Source organism: Citrobacter sp. NCU1, assembly GCF_010231475.1.
Classification (GTDB): Bacteria; Pseudomonadota; Gammaproteobacteria; order Enterobacterales; family Enterobacteriaceae; genus Citrobacter_D.
This window is the reverse complement of record NZ_NRDO01000018.1, coordinates 1-17248: the sequence shown is the minus strand read 5'-3', so window position 1 is coordinate 17248 and position 17248 is coordinate 1. Positions and strand designations below refer to the sequence as shown.

Here is a 17248-nt window from a genome sequence, read left to right as displayed (position 1 = left end):
GTCCGCCGTTCTACCGACTGAACTACAGAGGAATCGTGTGAACGAGGCGCATATTAGCGATGCGAGTTTGGGTTGTCAAAGGGTGAAATACGATTTCGCGTTCGTTTGCCGACAAAATCAACAAAGTGATGAACTTTCGGGCTGTTTCCCGTTTTGCCCTGTTCTGGTGCACTTTTACCTGTGATGGAGCAGAACAAAATAACCGATTGGGTTTATAAGACTGACTGAAAGGCATAATGTCTTGTTTAACAATAAATTAGAGTACGTGTCGTTAATTGACAGGAACTGGCAAGCATCTTGCAAAACCTTCCGTAACACGGTTGCCAGCACCAGGGCTGGCGTTCCGGACAGGAGGCAAAATGAACTTCAGACGGCTGAAATACTTCGTAAAAATCGTCGATATTGGTAGCCTGACTCAGGCTGCTGAAGTGCTGCATATCGCGCAACCTGCACTTAGCCAGCAGGTCGCAACGCTGGAAGGGGAACTGGATAAACAACTGTTGATTCGAACCAAGCGGGGCGTAACGCCTACTGAGGCTGGAAAAATTCTCTACACGCATGCGCGGACAATACTCCGCCAGTGCGAACAAGCCCATTTGGCGGTGAACAACGCTGGCCTGACCCTTAGCGGGCAGGTTTCTATTGGTCTTGCGCCTGGGACCGCCGCCTCTTCTATAACTATGCCGCTGCTTCAGGCGGTTCGCGCCGAGTTACCCGATGTCCTGGTCTATTTACATGAAAATAGCGGCGCGGTACTGAATGACAAATTGCTCAAAGGCCAACTGGATATGGCTGTGTTGTATGAGTGCTCTCCAAACGACAGTATCACCAGCCAGCCTCTACTCAAGGAAGATCTGTTCCTGGTGGGAACCTGCGATTGCCCAGGGCCGAGCGTCGATTTGACGGCGATTGCTGAGATGAATCTGTTTCTTCCACGGGACTACAGCGCAATTCGCCTGCGTGTGGATGAAGCTTTTTCGCTACGTCGTCTGACGGTGAAAGTGATTGGTGAAATTGAATCCATCGCCACATTAACGGCGGCAATTGCCAGTGGGATGGGCGTGACTGTGTTGCCTGAGTCGGCAGCCAGCGCGCTGAGCAGTGCGGCGAATGGCTGGATGGCGCGTATTACGGCACCCTCGATGAGTTTACCTTTGTCGCTGAATACGCAGGCCAGAGGGAGTTTGTCACCTCAGGCTCAGGCGGTAAAAGAGATTTTAATGTCTCTGGTAAGCCATCCAACCCTGGAGAATCGGGAGTTGCTGCTGGTGAGTTAGGCGTTATTCCTCAGTGGAATAAGATGCGGGTTTTTATTATTTGTTATGCAGGGCATCAGACTATTAACAATAGCGTAATGTCTGATGTTTCCGGAGCGAAGTGTGAATTTTCAGCAACTAAAAATAATCCGCGAGGCGGCCCGTCAGGACTATAACCTGACGGAGGTCGCCAATATGCTCTATACCTCTCAGTCGGGCGTGAGTCGACATATTCGTGAGCTTGAAGATGAGCTAGGTATTGAGATTTTTATCCGGCGCGGTAAACGTCTACTCGGAATGACGGAACCCGGCAAAGCGCTGCTGGTGATCGCCGAGCGAATTCTCAATGAAGCCAGTAATGTCCGTCGACTTGCGGATTTGTTTACCAATGACACCTCCGGTGTTTTAACAATTGCTACTACGCACACTCAGGCACGATACAGCCTGCCGGAAGTCATCAAGGCTTTCCGTGAATTGTTCCCGGACGTTCGCCTGGAATTAATTCAGGGAACACCGCAAGAGATTGAGGGATTGTTGCATAGCGGCGGCGCCGACATAGGGATTGCCAGTGAGCGGTTAAGCAATGACCCTCAGTTAGTCGCATTCCCCTGGTTTCGCTGGTTTCACAGTCTGTTGGTTCCTCACGATCACCCGCTTGTTCACGCTTTACCCTTAACGCTGGAGTCTATTGCCCACTGGCCGTTGATCACGTACAGACAAGGGATTACCGGGCGTTCCCGTATTGATGAGGCTTTTACCCGCAAAGGGCTACTTCCTGATATCGTCCTGAGCGCTCAGGATTCCGATGTGATAAAAACCTATGTGGGGTTGGGACTGGGGATAGGTTTGGTGGCTGAGCAATCAACTGGTGAGCAGGAGGAGGGAGCGCTGATTCGTCTCGATACCCGACATTTATTTGATGCCAACACCGTTTGGCTCGGTCTGAAACGCGGGCAGTTACAGCGTAATTATGTATGGCGTTTCATTGAGTTATGCAATGCAGGGCTATCCGTTGAGGATATTAAGCAACAGGTGATGGAATCTGGTGAGAGTGTCATCGATTATCAGATATAAAGCCATAAGCCCGTTAAGATGGACTGCACACTACAATTGCGGACATTTCCTGACTTCACAGTGAGGCCGCTATCAATGGCCTCTGGGCTGACGCCGCCGGGATAACTGCGGCGTTAAACCCGGTTGTAGAACCCGAAAAGTATCATGAGACTGTAATTAAAATTATGTAATTGCCTGTTTTTGATATGTTCTTCCTGACTACGGAGACAGGCACATGATGGATGACAAGAAACTTAATGCCCTCGCGGCTGAACTGACTAAAGGTCTCAAAACTGAATCCGACCTTAACCAGTTTTCCCGTATGTTGCCGAAACTCAATGTTGAAACGGCGCTGAATGCTGAACTGACCGACCACCTTGGGCACGTGAAAAATGCCCCGAAAACCGGCACGAATACCCGCAACGGTTACTCTTCAAAGACGCTGCTGTGCGACGACGGCGAAATCGAGCTGAACACACCGCGTGACCGTGAAAACACCTTTGAGCCTCAGCTGATTAAGAAGAGTCAAACCCGTATCACGCGGATGGACAGCCAGATTTTATCGCTGTACGCCAAAGGCATGACCCCCGTGAAATCGTCGACACGTTCAAAGAGATGTACGATGCCGATGTGTCACACACGCTGATTTCGAAAGTCACGGACGCCGTTAAGGGCAGGTTTCTGAATGGCAAAACCGGCAACTGGATGCACTCTATCCTATTGTTTATATGGAATTTATCGTGGTGAGAGTTCGCCACAACGGCAGTGTGATAAACAAAGCGGTGTTCCTGGCTCTGGGCATCAACATCGAAGGCCGGAAAGAATTACTGGGGATGTGGCTGGCTGAAAACGAAGGCGCAAAGTTCTGGCTGAATGTGCTGACGGAGCTTAAAAATCGCGGCCTTAAGGATATATTGATTGCCTGCGTGGACAGCCTGAAAGCCTTCCCGGATGCGATAAACAGCGTTTATCCGCAAATACATATTCAGTTGTGTATCATCCATATGGTGCGTAACAGCCTGAAATACGTGGCGCGGAAGGACGACAAAGCGGTCACAGGCAGACTGAAAGCAGTTTACCGGGCACCGACAGAAGCTGCTACGCTGATGGCGCTGGATGCGTTCGTGGAAGAATGGGATGACAACTATCCGAAATCAGCAAAAGCTGGCGTACCCACTGGGAAAACCTCAACACGTTCTTCGGCTATCCGCCTGTCATTCGAAAAGCTATCTACACGACGAATGCAATAGAATCGCTGAACAGCGTAATCCGTGCCGCGATTAAGAAACGCAAAGTGTTCCCGACAGATGACTCAGTGCGAAAGGTAATTTATCTGGCAATCCAGTCGGCCTCGAAAAAGTGGAGTATGCCGATCCAGAACTGGCGGCAGGCGATGAGTCGTTTTATTATCGAGTTCGATGACCGCCTGAGCGCTGAGGGATCCCCATAAATCAGCGCTAATAAACCAACACCATATTCTGGTAGGTTCTGGCGAGGTGATTAAGAATGGTGCTTAGCACCGTTCGTTTTAAAATTAGCGGGGAGTGTCGTAAGACATTCTCCGCTAACGTCAGATACGAGATTACCCGCCGCGTTTTAATGCTGTTGGCCTGATATCTAAGATGTAACCCTTGATTTTCAGCGTGATAGCCAATAAGCCACAGCACTATTGTGCTCAGTGTTGCCAGCAGGCTCAGTACCAGCACTCTTCCTGCCGAACGGCTGTAACTGGCACGCAGGCCGAACCCAAAACGCTCACTTTTTTCATCCCTGAAGTTTTGCTCAATCTGCATTCGGCGGCTGTATAACTTCATGATTTCTCGCGGCTTAAAGTCATCTGTGCTACTGAATATTAACCACGGTTCTTTTGCCGCCGAGCTGGCATCTTTTATCTGTGATGGTCTGGCTATACCACAACGAGAGCGTTTATTTTTGCGTCCTTTCGGCTCTTTTTTATGCAAATAAAAATGACCATCGCATCGGGTATATTTTGATCGGGCAAGCGTTCCCGGCCCCAGATATTCCGGTTTACTACAGGCCTGCAATTCCTGACGCCGGAACCAGTCATTCTGGAACCCTGCGTCCGTGACGATGATGACCCTTGCTTTTGGGTTTACCGCCTCGAAAAGGGTATTAAGAAAAGCTTGCTGTAACTTTGCGTTTTGCTGTTTTTCCGAAGGAACTATCCAGCTCAGTAAGGGTATTGAACGTCCATCGCAAATCAGGCTGGCGCGGAGTACGTGATACTCCTGAGAGGGATATCCACTCCAGTCAACGGCGATGAGGCACAGTGATAGCTGGTTCGTCAGCATGGAAATAATATTTCTGAAAATCAGGGGGATGTCGTGATGAAGAGACTCATTACCGAGCAGACGATCAACACGTTTGATTTTATTTTTGACCTGAGCAGCGCCGGGTAAATAACGTCCGATACTGGTTAGCGTCAGTGATGCGCCGTTGATAAGTGCGATAGTGGCATCCAACAAAGCATTTTGTCGGTATTTCTGAAAGGGTGCTAAAGCACCGCGGAAAAAATTCTGACATACCTGGCGAGCAGGCATAGAGGTGATCTCATTGAATTGGTTGCACAAATCAGTAGATCACAAAACTCTATGCCTGTCTTTTTTTACCCGCCCATTACTGGGGATTCCTCAGCGCCTGGGCGATCACCTTTAACGTGGTGGCAGTTACACAGAATTACTGACAGGCTCTCGCGATCAACCAAATAGGTAATCTCCTCTGAACCCTCCGGGCGGCGATGCAGATGCGCCGCCCTGGAACTCAGATCCTGTGATCGTTTGACCAATGACTCATTTCATCACAACAGAGTCGCCATTATCGCGCTCTCAAATCGTACCCGGCTCCTGAATGCCGTATTTATTCCGTTTATGCTGATACAGCAAATCGTCCGCTTTTAACAGTGCGGTTTCCAGCGTGTCATCAGGGTGTAGTTGATAGCAGCCATAGGAGAAGGCCACGAGTTTTTCTTCATCCAGTGTGCTCAGATTTTCCTGGATTCGGGCAATGACATCCCACGACTTCGCCAACGTATAATCGATCAAAATCAGGCTGAATTCGTCTCCGCCCAGTCGTATACCGTAGTCACTTTTACGAATGGATTGGGCTATTGCCATGCCCAGAGATTGAATGGCTTTATCGCCCATATGGTGTCCCAGCGTGTCGTTGATTTTTTTCAACCCATCGCTGTCGATCGAAATGACCGTGACGGCGATTTTCTTCTGGAGCAGAGTTCGGATTTTTTGCTCAAGACTGGCATTCATTACTTTTCGATTGTAGAGACCGGTCATCGCATCGGTGACATTGTCATGAGACAGTGACATATGACGTATAAACTGTTGTTTAGCGTAACGACAGAGCAGCCAGGTACTGAATACGTAAAGCACGACTAACCACATATTGCTGATGATAAGATAAAGAGCATCAAGCTTAATGTGCAGAGTGTAATATTGCGTTATCGGCGCTTCGTAATTAATTACCTCTGTCGTTTTAATATACGGATTGTGGAAAATGATATTGTCTCGGGTGGTATTGTCAGTGACATAAAGAGATAAAAATTTCCACAGCAAAGGGCGATCAAGAGTTTGGAACGATGTTGCCAGATCATTAATGTTGATATCGGTAATCAATATTCCTTTCACGATATTGTGACGGAACACAGGGGTAAGCATACTGATGATATTTTTCTTTGTATAACCATCATGATAGATATGTGAAACGATGTTTTCCCCATGCATCAGGTCATTTAATGCCGTGGCGTCAATATTGATGGTGTGGGCGCTACGAACAATATTGATGCTGTCATCATCGGCAACCAGCCAGTTACTGAACTTGTAGTGACGCGTATCAACCAACTGATTGATGTAAATATAATTATATGCAAAATCAATGTAGTATCGCATGTTTTTGAACACATATCCGTTGTAGTTCGAAAAACTGTACTGCGACGAAACTATCGTGTCTGCATTTTGAATGATGGGCAGTGCAAAGACATCCTGACCCCACTGTGCACATGAAGGATTGTGAGTTTGCAGCGTCCCCTTTAAAGTGGGCAGCGTTTTACCCACCAGATTTAAACCAAAAATCGTATTCTCAGATTCGACATGTTTGCATACATCAGCCATCTCATCCGTTTTATTTGCTGACTGAGAGGTTGCAGATGAAAATGCTCTCGATAGCCGAAATGCAATATTCTGGTTAATGAACTCTTCATGAAATAAAGCCGACTTTCCGTTTTCAGCAATATATCCCATGTAGCGTTGAAGGCTACGGTATTCATGAGCGAAGAGAGCAAGAAAAATCGATGTCGTACAGACAACAATGATAATAACTGCGCTGATATATTTATTTGAAGACAAGTTGGTAACTTCCTTTTTTAAACCACTTGCGAGTATTCTCAAGTATAGCATTACTAACCCTAAAACTCCCGCCAGTGAGCATAACCCCTGTTACAGGGGTTATGTTTTATCCTGGCACACGGAGAGGGCGTTCAATTAATGTCCAATCATGTTGGCTTGTGGAATGAGCCGAAAATAGAGATGTTCGGGAACGGGACTTTCCCAGACACCGGCCAACATGGCGATACCGACTGCAGTAAAGACGATCCCCAGCACCAGTACGGTCATGGTGACCCCTGAAAGACCGCGTTGCCACCGCGTTTTTTGATGTGGAATGCACTGCGTTCCGGAGGGGGCGCGTAGTGAAAAAACCAGTGTCGACGCGACCGGGCAGGATTCAACACATGTCATACAGGCAGTACATTCCAGCGTTCTCACCTGGATTAATTTGTCCACCGGTATTTGGGATGGACAATTTTTAGCGCATTTTCCACAATCAATACAGCTGTCTGCATTACGGCGGATTTTAAACGGTGAAAACAGAGATAAAAGGCCAAGTAAGGCACCGTAGGGGCACAAATACCGACACCAGACATTACGTATAAACAAACTGGCGAGGGAGAAAATAATCACACAGACAAGTGTTGCCGTACCGATGTGACGGAAAAAATTGAGCATTTTAACGTCGATAATGATTCCGTAGGGCGACATGAGAAAGAGCTGAATTCCCTGCGCCGACATTGAAAGTGCAATATATAGAAAAAAACTTAACAGCACATATTTCAGACCACGTAATGGCATATCCAACCAGCGAGGGAGCGTAAAATGTCGCCCTACGCATTTCATCCCCAGACGGCTAAGCAACTCAGAGAGCGTGCCCACAGGACACAGCCAGGAGCAGAATGCTTTTTTAAGCAGCAAGCTTATGAGTATGAATGCTGTCAGCAGTAGCATGGAAGCCGCGTGAATAGGGGGGAGAAAACCGGTTTCAACGGCATATCTGGCGTTCATCAGCCCGGCGATAGGCAACCATCCTTCAATACCTCCAGGTCTGGGAATAAATACGCTGGCGCCGCCCGTTTCATAAAAACGAACCCAAAAATAGAAACTGACGCCAATATAAATATTGATGGCCAGCAGCAGATATTGTGTGGCCCTGCGCCAGGTTAGGGCATTTCGCCAGTCATTCCAGGGTAATTTCCCGCCTGTTGTTCCCAGACGGCGTTGCCAGCGTTTTCTCATCGTTTCGCTCATGACCGCCCACTTTTCCAGAACGTGCATCCATAATGCGACTATGCTACGGCGGATCCCAAATGCGAAAATTGATTTATATCCTGATAATGGTTTGCGGCGCGGGGAAATAACGTATCGCGCTCGCCGTACCTATAAAGTGTTATATTTCGGGGGGCGATTATTTATTTTTGACAAATAAACAGGGGGCAATTTAATGCCCCCTGTTTATTACTGGCATCCGTGGGTTACGGATGTGTAATAAAGCGCGAAAGTCTCTGGCGCAGTAATCGATTTTCTTCTCTTAACTGGGCATTCTCTTCCAGCAGTGTGAGTGCAACGGCAATGCCTGGCCAGTCCAGCGCCAATTCGTGGCGCAACCGCAAGGCACGTCGCACAACAGCGGCGGCATGATCGTCGAATTGCCAGGGGAACGCTTTGCGCTCATAAGGTTCAATAACGCCCAGACCGACAATTTCGTTAAGTTCTTCTTCTGATACACCGGTATGTAGACAAAATTCGGTGATGGTAAAGGTGACGGTGACATTCGCCATTATCTTTTCCCCCACTCTTTGCGCGGCTCAAAGGATGTTTGTGTCTCCGCCAGTTGTTGCCAGAGGGCTGCTGTGGCGGCGTCCGGTTTTGGCGGCATCACAATCTTAATTACCGCATACAGGTCACCCGTATGCTTTTTGCTCACCAGGCCTTTGCCTTTAATGCGCAATCGCTGTCCGGCCTGGCTACCCGGTGGGATCGTCAGCATAATGCTCTCCTTTAACGTCGGCACGGTGACTTTGGCCCCCAGTGCGGCCTCCCACGGTGCCAGCGGCAGGACGATCTCCAGATCCTGATTGACGATGTCAAACAGAGGATGCGGTGCAATATGGATAACCAGCCACAGGTCACCATTGGGTCCACCGTTTTCGCCTGGCGTTCCCTGGCCTTTGAGACGAATACGTTGCCCATTTCCCACGCCCGCCGGGATTTTTACGTTCAGCGTTTTGGGAATTTCCTGCTCCACAAGGCCAAATGCGTTATACACCGGCAAGGTATAGCTGATGGTGCGCGAGTGCTCAGTCAGGGTTTCTTCGAGGAATACCGCGACTTCAATCTCGATATCGTGCCCCCGGGTTGGCGGGCGCTGGCGAGACTGTCGGGCATGCTGACCAAAAATCGATGAAAAAATATCGTCGAAATCTTCAGTGTTATAACTCTGTTTTTTATCTTGCTGGAATGCGTGGTTAAATTGCGGATCGTTGCGATGTTGCCACAACTGGTCATATTCTGCCCGGCGCTGTTCATCGCTGAGTACTTCCCACGCCTGAGCAATTTCTTTAAAGCGGGTTTCGGCATCGGGTTCTTTGCTGACATCAGGATGGTACTTGCGGGCCAGTCGGCGATAGGCGGTCTTGATAGTCTTGAGATCGTCCGTCGGTTTAACGCCCATAATGGCGTAATAATCCTTTAATTCCATAGCGTTCTCTCTCGTCAATCACAGCATGCAAAGGAAATCCCCTGAAAAGACATCACCGTTAAGTGTAGGGTAATCCTGAAAAATGCGTCTGCGTACTATAAAACATCATTTTGCTGAATGAAATAAACCCATGGAAACAGGGCCGCCTGAGGGTATTGCGGGCGCGAAATCAGGCTGTGGACATAACTTTACAGCCTAAAGGTTGCCAAAACCTTCCCAGGGGCTAAGATAATCCGCGTCAATCAGTGAGGGTGTCATGGCGAAACGACAACGGATGGGATGGTGGTTTCTGTGTCTGGCATGTGTTGTGGTGATGATTTGCACCGCGCAGCGCATGGCGGGCCTGCACGCGTTGCAGATGGAAACAACTGCGGCCGTCGTGGCCGTTCAGCCGGATGCGCCGTCGGAAGAGGCGACGTCGTCAGTCACCCCCTGCGAACTGAGCGCTAAGTCACTGTTGGCATCGCCGCCGGTGATGTTCGAAGGGGCGATTCTTGCCCTTTGCTTGTTACTTGCCCTGCTGGCACCGCTGCGGGTTGTTCGCCTGCCGTTTTTCCCTCCGCGAGCCATCTCGCCCCCTACACTCAGAGTTCATCTCCGTTTTTGTGTTTTTCGTGAATGACAGACCGGCCAGCGCTCACGGTTAGTTAATTATTCACGGAGAAAAAATATGATTCTGATTTTCAGGCAGATGCTGTTCTGTCTGTTCTTGCTATGGCTGCCTGTATCCTGGGCGGCAGACAACGGCTGGCTGCGCTCGCCAGAGAATGACCATGCCAGTGTGCAACTGCGTGCCGATACTACCGCGCAGGGTGAAACCCGGCTGTTGCTGGAGGTAAAGCTGGAAAACGGCTGGAAGACCTACTGGCGCTCGCCTGGGGAGGGAGGGGTTGCCCCTGCGATTACCTGGAAGGGCGAGATGCCTGCCGTTGATTGGTTCTGGCCAACGCCTTCGCGTTTTGAGGTGGCGAGTCTGACCACCCAGGGGTATCACGACCAGGTCAGCTTCCCGCTGGTGATTCGGGGAAACGCGCCGGAGAACATCGCGGGCATCCTGACGCTCTCAACGTGCAGCAACGTCTGTCTGCTGACCGACTATGCGTTTTCCGTTTCGCCGTCCCACCAGGACACGACCTTTGCCCATGACTTTGCGCAGGCGATGGGGCGAGTCCCCCTGTCTCAGGGACTGACCGGTTCCATTACCGTTGGCGCGCGCGCCGGGGAACTGGTGGTTGAAGCCGTGCGGGCGGGAGGCTGGTCAACCCCTGGGTTGTATTTCGATACTGTCGATGACGCGGAAATCGGTAAACCGCAATTCCATATTGCGGGGACGACATTACAGGCAACGATCCCTGTCCGCGATAGCTGGGGAGAGGGGGCACCGGATCTGCGCGGTAAGAGGGTCACGCTGGTATTGGTCAATGAGGGGATTGCGCAGGAGAGCACGCTCTCCGTGGGGGCCGCCCCTGCGCCATTGGCAGAAAGCGCCGCCTTGCCGCTCTGGCAAGTGGTTCTGATGGCGTTACTCGGGGGATTTATTCTCAATTTGATGCCCTGCGTACTGCCTGTCCTGGGGATGAAACTCGGCGCCGTATTGCGGGTGGAGGAGAAAAACCGCCAACAGGTACGGCGGCAATTCCTCGCGTCGGTGGCGGGGATCATCGCCTCCTTTATGGCGCTGGCGTTGCTGATGAGCGTGCTGCGGTTGACAAATCAGGCGCTCGGCTGGGGCATTCAGTTCCAGAATCCGTGGTTTATTGGCGTCATGGTCGTGGTGATGTTGGTCTTCAGCGCCAGCCTGTTTGGGCTGTTTGAATTCCGGCTTCCTTCGGCACTGACAACGCGACTGGCGACCCAGGGTGGGAACGGGATGTCCGGTCATTTCTGGCAGGGAGCATTTGCCACCCTGCTGGCGACACCGTGTAGCGCACCGTTCCTCGGTACCGCCGTGGCGGTGGCGTTGACCGCGCCGCTTCCGACGCTGTGGGGACTGTTTCTCGCACTGGGAGTGGGGATGAGCCTGCCGTGGCTGATGGTCGCGTTGCGTCCAGGTCTGGCGCTGAGTCTGCCACGCCCCGGTCGCTGGATGAACGGACTACGACGCCTGCTTGGGTTGATGATGCTGGGATCCGCCATCTGGCTGGCAACGCTTCTGCTGCCGCACTTTGGATTCGCCACTCATACCCCAACCCAGGAACGCGTGGTCTGGCAACCCCTGAGCGAACGGGCTATTCAACAGGCGCTGGCGCAAAACAAACGGGTGTTTATCGACGTCACCGCAGACTGGTGTATCACCTGTAAGGTCAATAAATACAACGTATTGCAGAAGGAAGCAGTACAGGAGGCGCTGCAACAGCCGGATGTTGTCGCCCTGCGCGGCGACTGGACGCTGCCTTCCGCCGCGTTGTCTGATTTTCTCAAAAAACGTGGCCGCGTCGCCGTGCCTTTTAACCAAATTTATGGCCCCGGAATACCCGAAGGTCAGGCGCTACCCACCTTACTCACTCAGGACATGTTCCTACAAACGCTGGAAAACGCAAAAGGAGTTATGCCATGAAATACCTGATTATTTTGCTCTTCACCGTGTTTTCTGGTTTGAGTATGGCGAAAGAAGCGGCACCGTTTACGCCAGAGCAAGAAAAACAGATCGAAGCGTTGATTCAGGAAGCGTTATTTAACGATCCTGCCAGCCCGCGCATTGGCGCGAAAAAGGCGACGCTGACGCTTATCAACTTTACGGACTACAACTGTCCTTACTGCAAACAGCTTGATCCGATGCTGGAAAAGATCGTGCAGAAATACCCCCAGGTCGCCGTGGTGATTAAGCCGTTGCCCTTTAAGGGAGAAAGCTCGGTTCTGTCGGCGCGTACAGCACTGACGACCTGGCGCGAACATCCTGCACAGTTCCAGGCGCTGCATGAAAAACTGATACAGAAACGGGGATATCACACTGCCGCCAGCATTGCGCAGGCACAGGAAAAGGCCGGCGCGACAGCGGTGACGCTGGATGAAAAAAGCAATGAGTCCTTGAGTACCAACCTGCAGCTTGCCCGGCTGGTGGGCGTTCAGGGAACGCCTGCGACCATCATCGGGGATGAAATGATCCCTGGCGCAGTGTCCTGGGAGACGCTGGAAGAGGTCGTCAAAGAGAAACTGGCGGCGGCCAATGGTCAGTAAGTTACGGCGCGGGTTGCGCGAAGGGCTTATCTTACTGGTGCTGCTGGTCGTTGTTTCGGTGCTGGTCGATGCCTGGCGTGCGCCACAGCTTCCGTCCTCTTTTGACAGTACGCCGCTGCAAACGGTGGACGGAGAAACCGTCACCCTGGCGAAACTCAGCGCAGAGAAACCGGTCTTGCTCTATTTTTGGGCCAGCTGGTGCAGCATTTGTCGTTTTACGACCCCGGATGTCGCGCGGCTTCAGCGGGAAGGGGGAAACGTGATGACCATTGCGCTGCGTTCTGGCAGTGAGGCTGATGTCTCCCGCTGGCTGGCGCGCAAAAATGTCACGTTTCCTGTTATCAATGATGCAAGCGGTGAGATATCCCGACGCTGGGAAATCAGCGTAACGCCGACACTGGTGATCGTGTCAAAAGGAGAGGTGGTGTCGACCACCAGCGGCTGGACCAGCTACTGGGGGATGAGATTACGACTATGGTGGGCTAACACTTTCTGAAACCGTGCCGGGGAAACCCGGCATTTTTCCATGTATGCCACATATCAAGCCCACATTTCACCCTATACATTCATGGTATCCATATTTCGCTCCTCAACGAAGCAAGCCTTGAGCATGGCGGGCAACATCGCGTATCGGCTTTTTCTGGAGGACAACGTATGGTCGTATTTGGGGAGTCCGGGCTTTACCTGATGTTGATGATTACCGCCACGTTTGTACTGGCGGGGATGGTGAAAGGTGTCACCGGTATGGGGTTACCCACCGTGGCGATGGGGATTCTGGGGGCGCTGGTCTCACCCGTCGCCGCCGCCGCGATGCTGCTGTTACCTTCACTGATCAGCAATCTGTTTCAATTCGGTGGTGGCGGCAATACCCGGACATTGCTGAAACGTCTCTGGCCGATGCTTTCGATGGTCGTCGTCGCCACATTGCTTGCCAGCGTCTGGATTGCCGGTGGCGACACCCGGCGCACTCAGTTTGCGCTTGGCGTCGCGCTGATTCTTTACGCGCTCTGGACGCTGGCCGGGAAACGCATCCGGGTCGATCCACAACGTGAAAAACCGGTCTCCATGATGGTAGGCATGGTGACGGGGGTGCTGACCGGCGGCACCGGTGTTTTCGTGATGCCCGCAGTGCCATGGCTCCAGTCCCTCGGTTTTGAGAAAGAGGAACTGGTACAGGCGTTAGGCATCTCTTTCACCTTCTCGACGCTGGCATTAGCGCTCGGATTGTGGTGGCACGGTGCGTTGCCGGTTCAGTCTGTCACCTTGTCGGCATTCGCCATTATTCCCGCGCTTGTCGGGCAGTGGATCGGCACCCGTGTTCGTCGGGTGATTTCACCGTTGCTGTTCAGGCGATGCTTTTTACTCTGCCTGATGGGGCTGGGTATTGAGATGATCGTCCGGGCGGTGTAAGCGCCACCGTGACTTTGTGGGGATTCCGTGCCAGGGTCAATGCAGATTATCCGGATGAAAAAGTAACACCGTTCACTGAAGCCAATGAATGAGGGGAAACACCGGGTTTGGGTTCCCGCCCCGTGTATCCCGGTCTTAAACTAACAGTGTCAGGATTAAAGAGGGGCGTATGGCGTCATTAATTTCAGAAAATGAAGAGGAGTACGAACTCGAATCAAGGATGGCGCTGACCGCGGCGGTGATGGCGGATAAATCGCGCTCACGCATGCTGAGCGCCTTAATGGATGGGCGCGCGTGGACGGCGACGGAACTCAGTGCAGTGGCGGATGTTTCGGCATCCACCGCCAGCGCGCATTTGGCGCGCTTATGTGAGCAACAATTTGTTATCTCGCTGGCGCAGGGGCGACATCGCTATTTTCGTCTGGCAAGCAGCGAGATTGCGCAATTACTGGAACGGTTAATGGGGGTGGCGTGGGCGTCATCCGCGACACCTAAAATTACCACGCCACTCAGTTTACGCCGGGCGCGTACCTGCTATGACCACCTCGCCGGAGAAATCGCCGTCATGCTTTATGACACCCTGATCTCCCGGCAATGGGTAACAGCACAAGGTGATGCGTTAACGCCGCTGGGACAGGAAAAGCTCGCAGCGTTGGGGATTGAGATTGACGCGGGAGCCTCGCGTAGAAAGTTAAGCTGCGGCTGCCTGGACTGGAGTGAGCGACGTTACCATACCGGGGGCATACTGGGTGCCGCCTTGTTGACCTGGTTCGGGCAACAACGCTGGATAACCACCACGGCCGGCAGCCGCCAGGTCACCTTTACGCCACTCGGTATCCGCAAACTTCAGCTTCACTTTGGCATTACCGCGTTGCGGTAAATCTTCCGTTTTGCGAATGCGTTCCCGGAAAAATGTCATATTCCTGTCACACTTAGAAAAACTTGATAACAACAAGAGGTTGTAGGGATGAAAAAATCGTTACTCGCGACAAGTGTGGCTGGGGTTTTATTGGTGTCTGGTCTCGCACAGGCGCAGAACACGCCGGAAGGGTATCAACTGCAACAAGTGTTAATGATGAGCCGCCATAACCTGCGCGCGCCGTTGGCTAATAATGGCAGCGTTCTTGAACAATCTACGCCAAATAAGTGGCCTGAATGGGATGTCCCTGGCGGTCAACTCACCACCAAAGGCGGGATTCTGGAAGTGTATATGGGCCACTATATGCGCGAGTGGCTGGCAGAACAGGGGATGGTGAAGTCAGGCGAATGCCCGGCACCGGAGGCGGTCTACACCTATGCCAACAGTTTGCAACGCACGGTGGCAACGGCACAGTTCTTTATTACTGGGGCATTCCCTGGCTGCGACATTCCTGTACACCATCAGGAAAAAATGGGCACCATGGACCCGACGTTTAACCCGGTGATCACTGATGATTCCGCTGCGTTTAGTCAGAAGGCGGTTCTCGCGATGGAAAAAGAGCGCAGCCAGATGCATCTTAATGAGAGCTATCAGTTGCTGGAGCAGATGACAAACTACAAAGACTCGCCATCCTGCAAAGAAAAACAGCAATGCTCGCTGATTGATGCCAAAGACAACTTTAGCGCGAAATACCAACAAGAACCCGGCGTTTCAGGTCCATTGAAAGTGGGGAACTCACTGGTCGATGCCTTTACGCTGCAGTATTACGAAGGGTTCCCGATGGAAAACGTGGCGTGGGGTGAGATTAAAACCGATCAACAATGGAAAGTGCTGTCAAAATTGAAGAACGGTTATCAGGATAGCCTGTTTACCTCCGCCGAGGTGGCGCGGAATGTGGCCCAACCGCTGGTGAAATATATTGATAAAGCGCTGGTGAGTGAGCGCAGCAGCGCGCCGAAAATCACCGTCCTGGTCGGCCATGACTCAAACATTGCGTCACTGTTGACTGCGCTGGATTTCACACCGTATCAGTTACATAACCAAAATGAGCGTACGCCGATTGGCGGTAAGATCGTGTTCCAGCGCTGGCATGACAGCAAAACCAATCGCGATTTGATGAAAATTGAGTATGTGTACCAGAGCTCACAACAGTTGCGTAACGCAGAGGTTCTGACGCTAAAATCACCGGCGCAGCGTGTGACACTGGAGCTTAAAGGCTGTCCGATAGATTCAAATGGATTCTGTCCGATCGACAAGTTTGATCGTGTGCTGAACGAGGCGGCAAACTAAATGAAAGGCTCCCCCGTGAGAACGGGGGAGTTAACGCTACACGTTTTTACGATCGATGGTTTGCTCGCCCCAATAGAGCGAATCTTTATCTGTTTTGTTAAAGGCTTTGATCAACACTTCATCGCTGCCTTCTTCCCAAATCTTTTCCGCCAGTTTCTCGTCGTACTGGGCGACTTCAAAAATGGCCTCGGCTATTTCTGGTGACGTATTACGCAGACTTGCCCATTCGCCGACGCGATGAGCTTTCGCTTCTTGAGTTGGCATTCGAATCCTCCTGTTGAAGATTAGCCGTTAAGTTTTACTGCCAGGCCCGCGACATATTCGCCCTGGTAGCGCGCAATGGATAGTTCCTCCTGGCTTGGCTGTCGTGAGCCGTCACCGCCTGCAATCGTGGTTGCGCCATATGGCGTGCCTCCACGAACCTGTGAAACGTCAAACAATTCCTGTGCGGCATACCCGATAGGCACAATCACCATTCCGTGATGCGCCAGGGTGGTCCAGGTTGATGTAATGGTTTGCTCCTGACCGCCGCCGGTTCCGGTTGAACTAAAGACACTGGCGAGTTTGCCGTACAGCGCGCCGGAAGCCCACAGCCCACCGGTTTGGTCCAGGAAGGTACGCATTTGACCGGACATATTGCCAAAACGCGTGGGGGTGCCAAAAATAATTGCGTCGTATTCTGGCAGCTCTTGTGGGGTTGCAACGGGGGCGTTTTGCGTTTTACCGCCGGCTTTTGCGAAGATGTCTGGTTGCATCGTTTCTGGGACGCGCTTAACGACAACCTCAGCGCCTTGTACCTTGCTTGCCCCCTCGGCCACTGCATGCGCCATGGTTTCGATGTGTCCGTACATGGAATAATAAAGCACCAGAACTTTTGCCATTTTGCACTACTCCTCGGTTTTATCGTCTCCGTAGCGATTCGCTACCTCCATTAAAGATATGACGTACTGAGGAGAGTGCAAATTTCACAACCATTCTTTTGATTTATAACAATATTCATACAAATTTCCTTTGACGCAAAATGATACATTTTTAACCAGGTGACTTTTTTTAGTCATAAGAAAGGCTTATTGATTTCGGAGAG

16 protein-coding genes and 1 pseudogene are annotated in these 17248 nt (G+C 51.5%); 10 read left to right on the top strand and 7 right to left on the bottom strand.

The annotated features are described in order from the left end of the window. The first annotated feature begins 359 nt into the window (after nt 1-359). The 3 genes and pseudogenes from nac to CJP72_RS07545 all read left to right on the top strand — a co-directional run bounded on the left by nac (nt 360) and on the right by CJP72_RS07545 (nt 3759). A complete protein-coding gene (gene nac, locus CJP72_RS07555) occupies nt 360-1277 on the top strand; it encodes a nitrogen assimilation transcriptional regulator NAC (RefSeq protein WP_162380266.1) in 918 nt (305 codons plus the stop codon). 102 nt (nt 1278-1379) lie between these two features. Then, entirely contained in the window at nt 1380-2330 is a 951-nt protein-coding gene (gene cbl, locus CJP72_RS07550) for an HTH-type transcriptional regulator Cbl (protein ID WP_162380265.1), read from the top strand. Between the two features lie 217 nt (nt 2331-2547). Further along, nucleotides 2548-3759: pseudogene (locus CJP72_RS07545) on the top strand (IS256 family transposase). A 7-nt stretch (nt 3760-3766) separates the two neighbouring features. Here the strand turns inward: CJP72_RS07545 and CJP72_RS07540 are convergent. The 5 genes from CJP72_RS07540 to cbpA form a co-directional block, all read right to left on the bottom strand. Continuing rightward, entirely contained in the window at nt 3767-4870 is a 1104-nt protein-coding gene (locus CJP72_RS07540; protein WP_162380264.1) for an IS4 family transposase, read from the bottom strand. Between the two features lie 285 nt (nt 4871-5155). After that, nucleotides 5156-6685: a diguanylate cyclase DgcJ gene (dgcJ, locus tag CJP72_RS07535; protein ID WP_238340018.1), complete on the bottom strand. Its 1530-nt coding sequence runs from the start codon at nt 6683-6685 to the stop codon at nt 5156-5158. Nucleotides 6686-6820: 135 nt separating this feature from the next. Continuing rightward, on the bottom strand, nt 6821-7918 hold the full coding sequence (locus tag CJP72_RS07530) for a 4Fe-4S binding protein (RefSeq protein WP_162380262.1): 1098 nt from the start codon (nt 7916-7918) through the stop codon (nt 6821-6823). 224 nt (nt 7919-8142) lie between these two features. Further along, nucleotides 8143-8448: a chaperone modulator CbpM gene (gene cbpM / locus CJP72_RS07525; RefSeq protein ID WP_162380261.1), complete on the bottom strand. Its 306-nt coding sequence runs from the start codon at nt 8446-8448 to the stop codon at nt 8143-8145. Next, nucleotides 8448-9368, bottom strand: a complete 921-nt coding sequence (cbpA, locus tag CJP72_RS07520) for a curved DNA-binding protein (RefSeq protein WP_162380260.1) — start codon at nt 9366-9368, stop codon at nt 8448-8450. Before cbpA ends, cbpM begins: the two co-directional genes overlap by 1 nt. A 256-nt stretch (nt 9369-9624) precedes the next feature. Between cbpA and CJP72_RS07515 the strand changes: the two genes are divergently transcribed. The 7 genes from CJP72_RS07515 (at nt 9625) to agp (ending at nt 16164) form a co-directional block, all read left to right on the top strand. Next, nucleotides 9625-9990 (top strand): copper resistance protein, encoded by a 366-nt coding sequence (locus CJP72_RS07515; protein ID WP_162380259.1) that lies wholly within the window; start codon nt 9625-9627, stop codon nt 9988-9990. Between the two features lie 48 nt (nt 9991-10038). After that, nucleotides 10039-11925, top strand: coding sequence for a protein-disulfide reductase DsbD family protein (locus CJP72_RS07510; RefSeq protein WP_162380258.1), 1887 nt, complete (start codon nt 10039-10041; stop codon nt 11923-11925). Beyond that, a complete protein-coding gene (locus CJP72_RS07505) occupies nt 11922-12545 on the top strand; it encodes a DsbA family protein (RefSeq protein ID WP_162380257.1) in 624 nt (207 codons plus the stop codon). The genes CJP72_RS07510 and CJP72_RS07505 overlap by 4 nt, the downstream gene beginning before the upstream one ends. Then, nucleotides 12535-13041 (top strand): protein disulfide oxidoreductase, encoded by a 507-nt coding sequence (locus tag CJP72_RS07500; RefSeq protein ID WP_162380256.1) that lies wholly within the window; start codon nt 12535-12537, stop codon nt 13039-13041. Before CJP72_RS07505 ends, CJP72_RS07500 begins: the two co-directional genes overlap by 11 nt. A 158-nt stretch (nt 13042-13199) precedes the next feature. Further along, a complete protein-coding gene (locus CJP72_RS07495; RefSeq protein WP_162380255.1) occupies nt 13200-13955 on the top strand; it encodes a sulfite exporter TauE/SafE family protein in 756 nt (251 codons plus the stop codon). A 169-nt stretch (nt 13956-14124) separates the two neighbouring features. Next, nucleotides 14125-14835: an ArsR/SmtB family transcription factor gene (locus CJP72_RS07490; RefSeq protein ID WP_162380254.1), complete on the top strand. Its 711-nt coding sequence runs from the start codon at nt 14125-14127 to the stop codon at nt 14833-14835. 87 nt (nt 14836-14922) lie between these two features. After that, a complete protein-coding gene (gene agp / locus CJP72_RS07485) occupies nt 14923-16164 on the top strand; it encodes a bifunctional glucose-1-phosphatase/inositol phosphatase (protein ID WP_162380253.1) in 1242 nt (413 codons plus the stop codon). A gap of 36 nt (nt 16165-16200) precedes the next feature. On the opposite strand, the gene CJP72_RS07480 is transcribed toward agp, so the two are convergent. Then, on the bottom strand, nt 16201-16428 hold the full coding sequence (locus CJP72_RS07480; protein ID WP_162380252.1) for a YccJ family protein: 228 nt from the start codon (nt 16426-16428) through the stop codon (nt 16201-16203). A gap of 20 nt (nt 16429-16448) precedes the next feature. Next, on the bottom strand, nt 16449-17045 hold the full coding sequence (wrbA, locus tag CJP72_RS07475) for an NAD(P)H:quinone oxidoreductase (RefSeq protein WP_162380251.1): 597 nt from the start codon (nt 17043-17045) through the stop codon (nt 16449-16451). Between the last annotated feature and the right edge of the window lie 203 nt (nt 17046-17248).

Excerpts from the sequence above, each read along its gene's own strand:
- CJP72_RS07540 (WP_162380264.1), bottom strand. The coding sequence starts at position 4,870 with ATGCCTGCTCGCCAGGTATGTCAGAATTTTTTCCGCGGTGCTTTAGCA.
- CJP72_RS07495 (WP_162380255.1), top strand. The coding sequence starts at position 13,200 with ATGGTCGTATTTGGGGAGTCCGGGCTTTACCTGATGTTGATGATTACC.
- CJP72_RS07530 (WP_162380262.1), bottom strand. The coding sequence starts at position 7,918 with ATGAGCGAAACGATGAGAAAACGCTGGCAACGCCGTCTGGGAACAACA.
- CJP72_RS07510 (WP_162380258.1), top strand. The coding sequence starts at position 10,039 with ATGATTCTGATTTTCAGGCAGATGCTGTTCTGTCTGTTCTTGCTATGG.
- CJP72_RS07490 (WP_162380254.1), top strand. The coding sequence starts at position 14,125 with ATGGCGTCATTAATTTCAGAAAATGAAGAGGAGTACGAACTCGAATCA.
- cbpM (WP_162380261.1), bottom strand. The coding sequence starts at position 8,448 with ATGGCGAATGTCACCGTCACCTTTACCATCACCGAATTTTGTCTACAT.
- agp (WP_162380253.1), top strand. The coding sequence starts at position 14,923 with ATGAAAAAATCGTTACTCGCGACAAGTGTGGCTGGGGTTTTATTGGTG.
- CJP72_RS07480 (WP_162380252.1), bottom strand. The coding sequence starts at position 16,428 with ATGCCAACTCAAGAAGCGAAAGCTCATCGCGTCGGCGAATGGGCAAGT.
- CJP72_RS07505 (WP_162380257.1), top strand. The coding sequence starts at position 11,922 with ATGAAATACCTGATTATTTTGCTCTTCACCGTGTTTTCTGGTTTGAGT.
- nac (WP_162380266.1), top strand. The coding sequence starts at position 360 with ATGAACTTCAGACGGCTGAAATACTTCGTAAAAATCGTCGATATTGGT.
- wrbA (WP_162380251.1), bottom strand. The coding sequence starts at position 17,045 with ATGGCAAAAGTTCTGGTGCTTTATTATTCCATGTACGGACACATCGAA.
- CJP72_RS07515 (WP_162380259.1), top strand. The coding sequence starts at position 9,625 with ATGGCGAAACGACAACGGATGGGATGGTGGTTTCTGTGTCTGGCATGT.
- CJP72_RS07500 (WP_162380256.1), top strand. The coding sequence starts at position 12,535 with ATGGTCAGTAAGTTACGGCGCGGGTTGCGCGAAGGGCTTATCTTACTG.
- cbpA (WP_162380260.1), bottom strand. The coding sequence starts at position 9,368 with ATGGAATTAAAGGATTATTACGCCATTATGGGCGTTAAACCGACGGAC.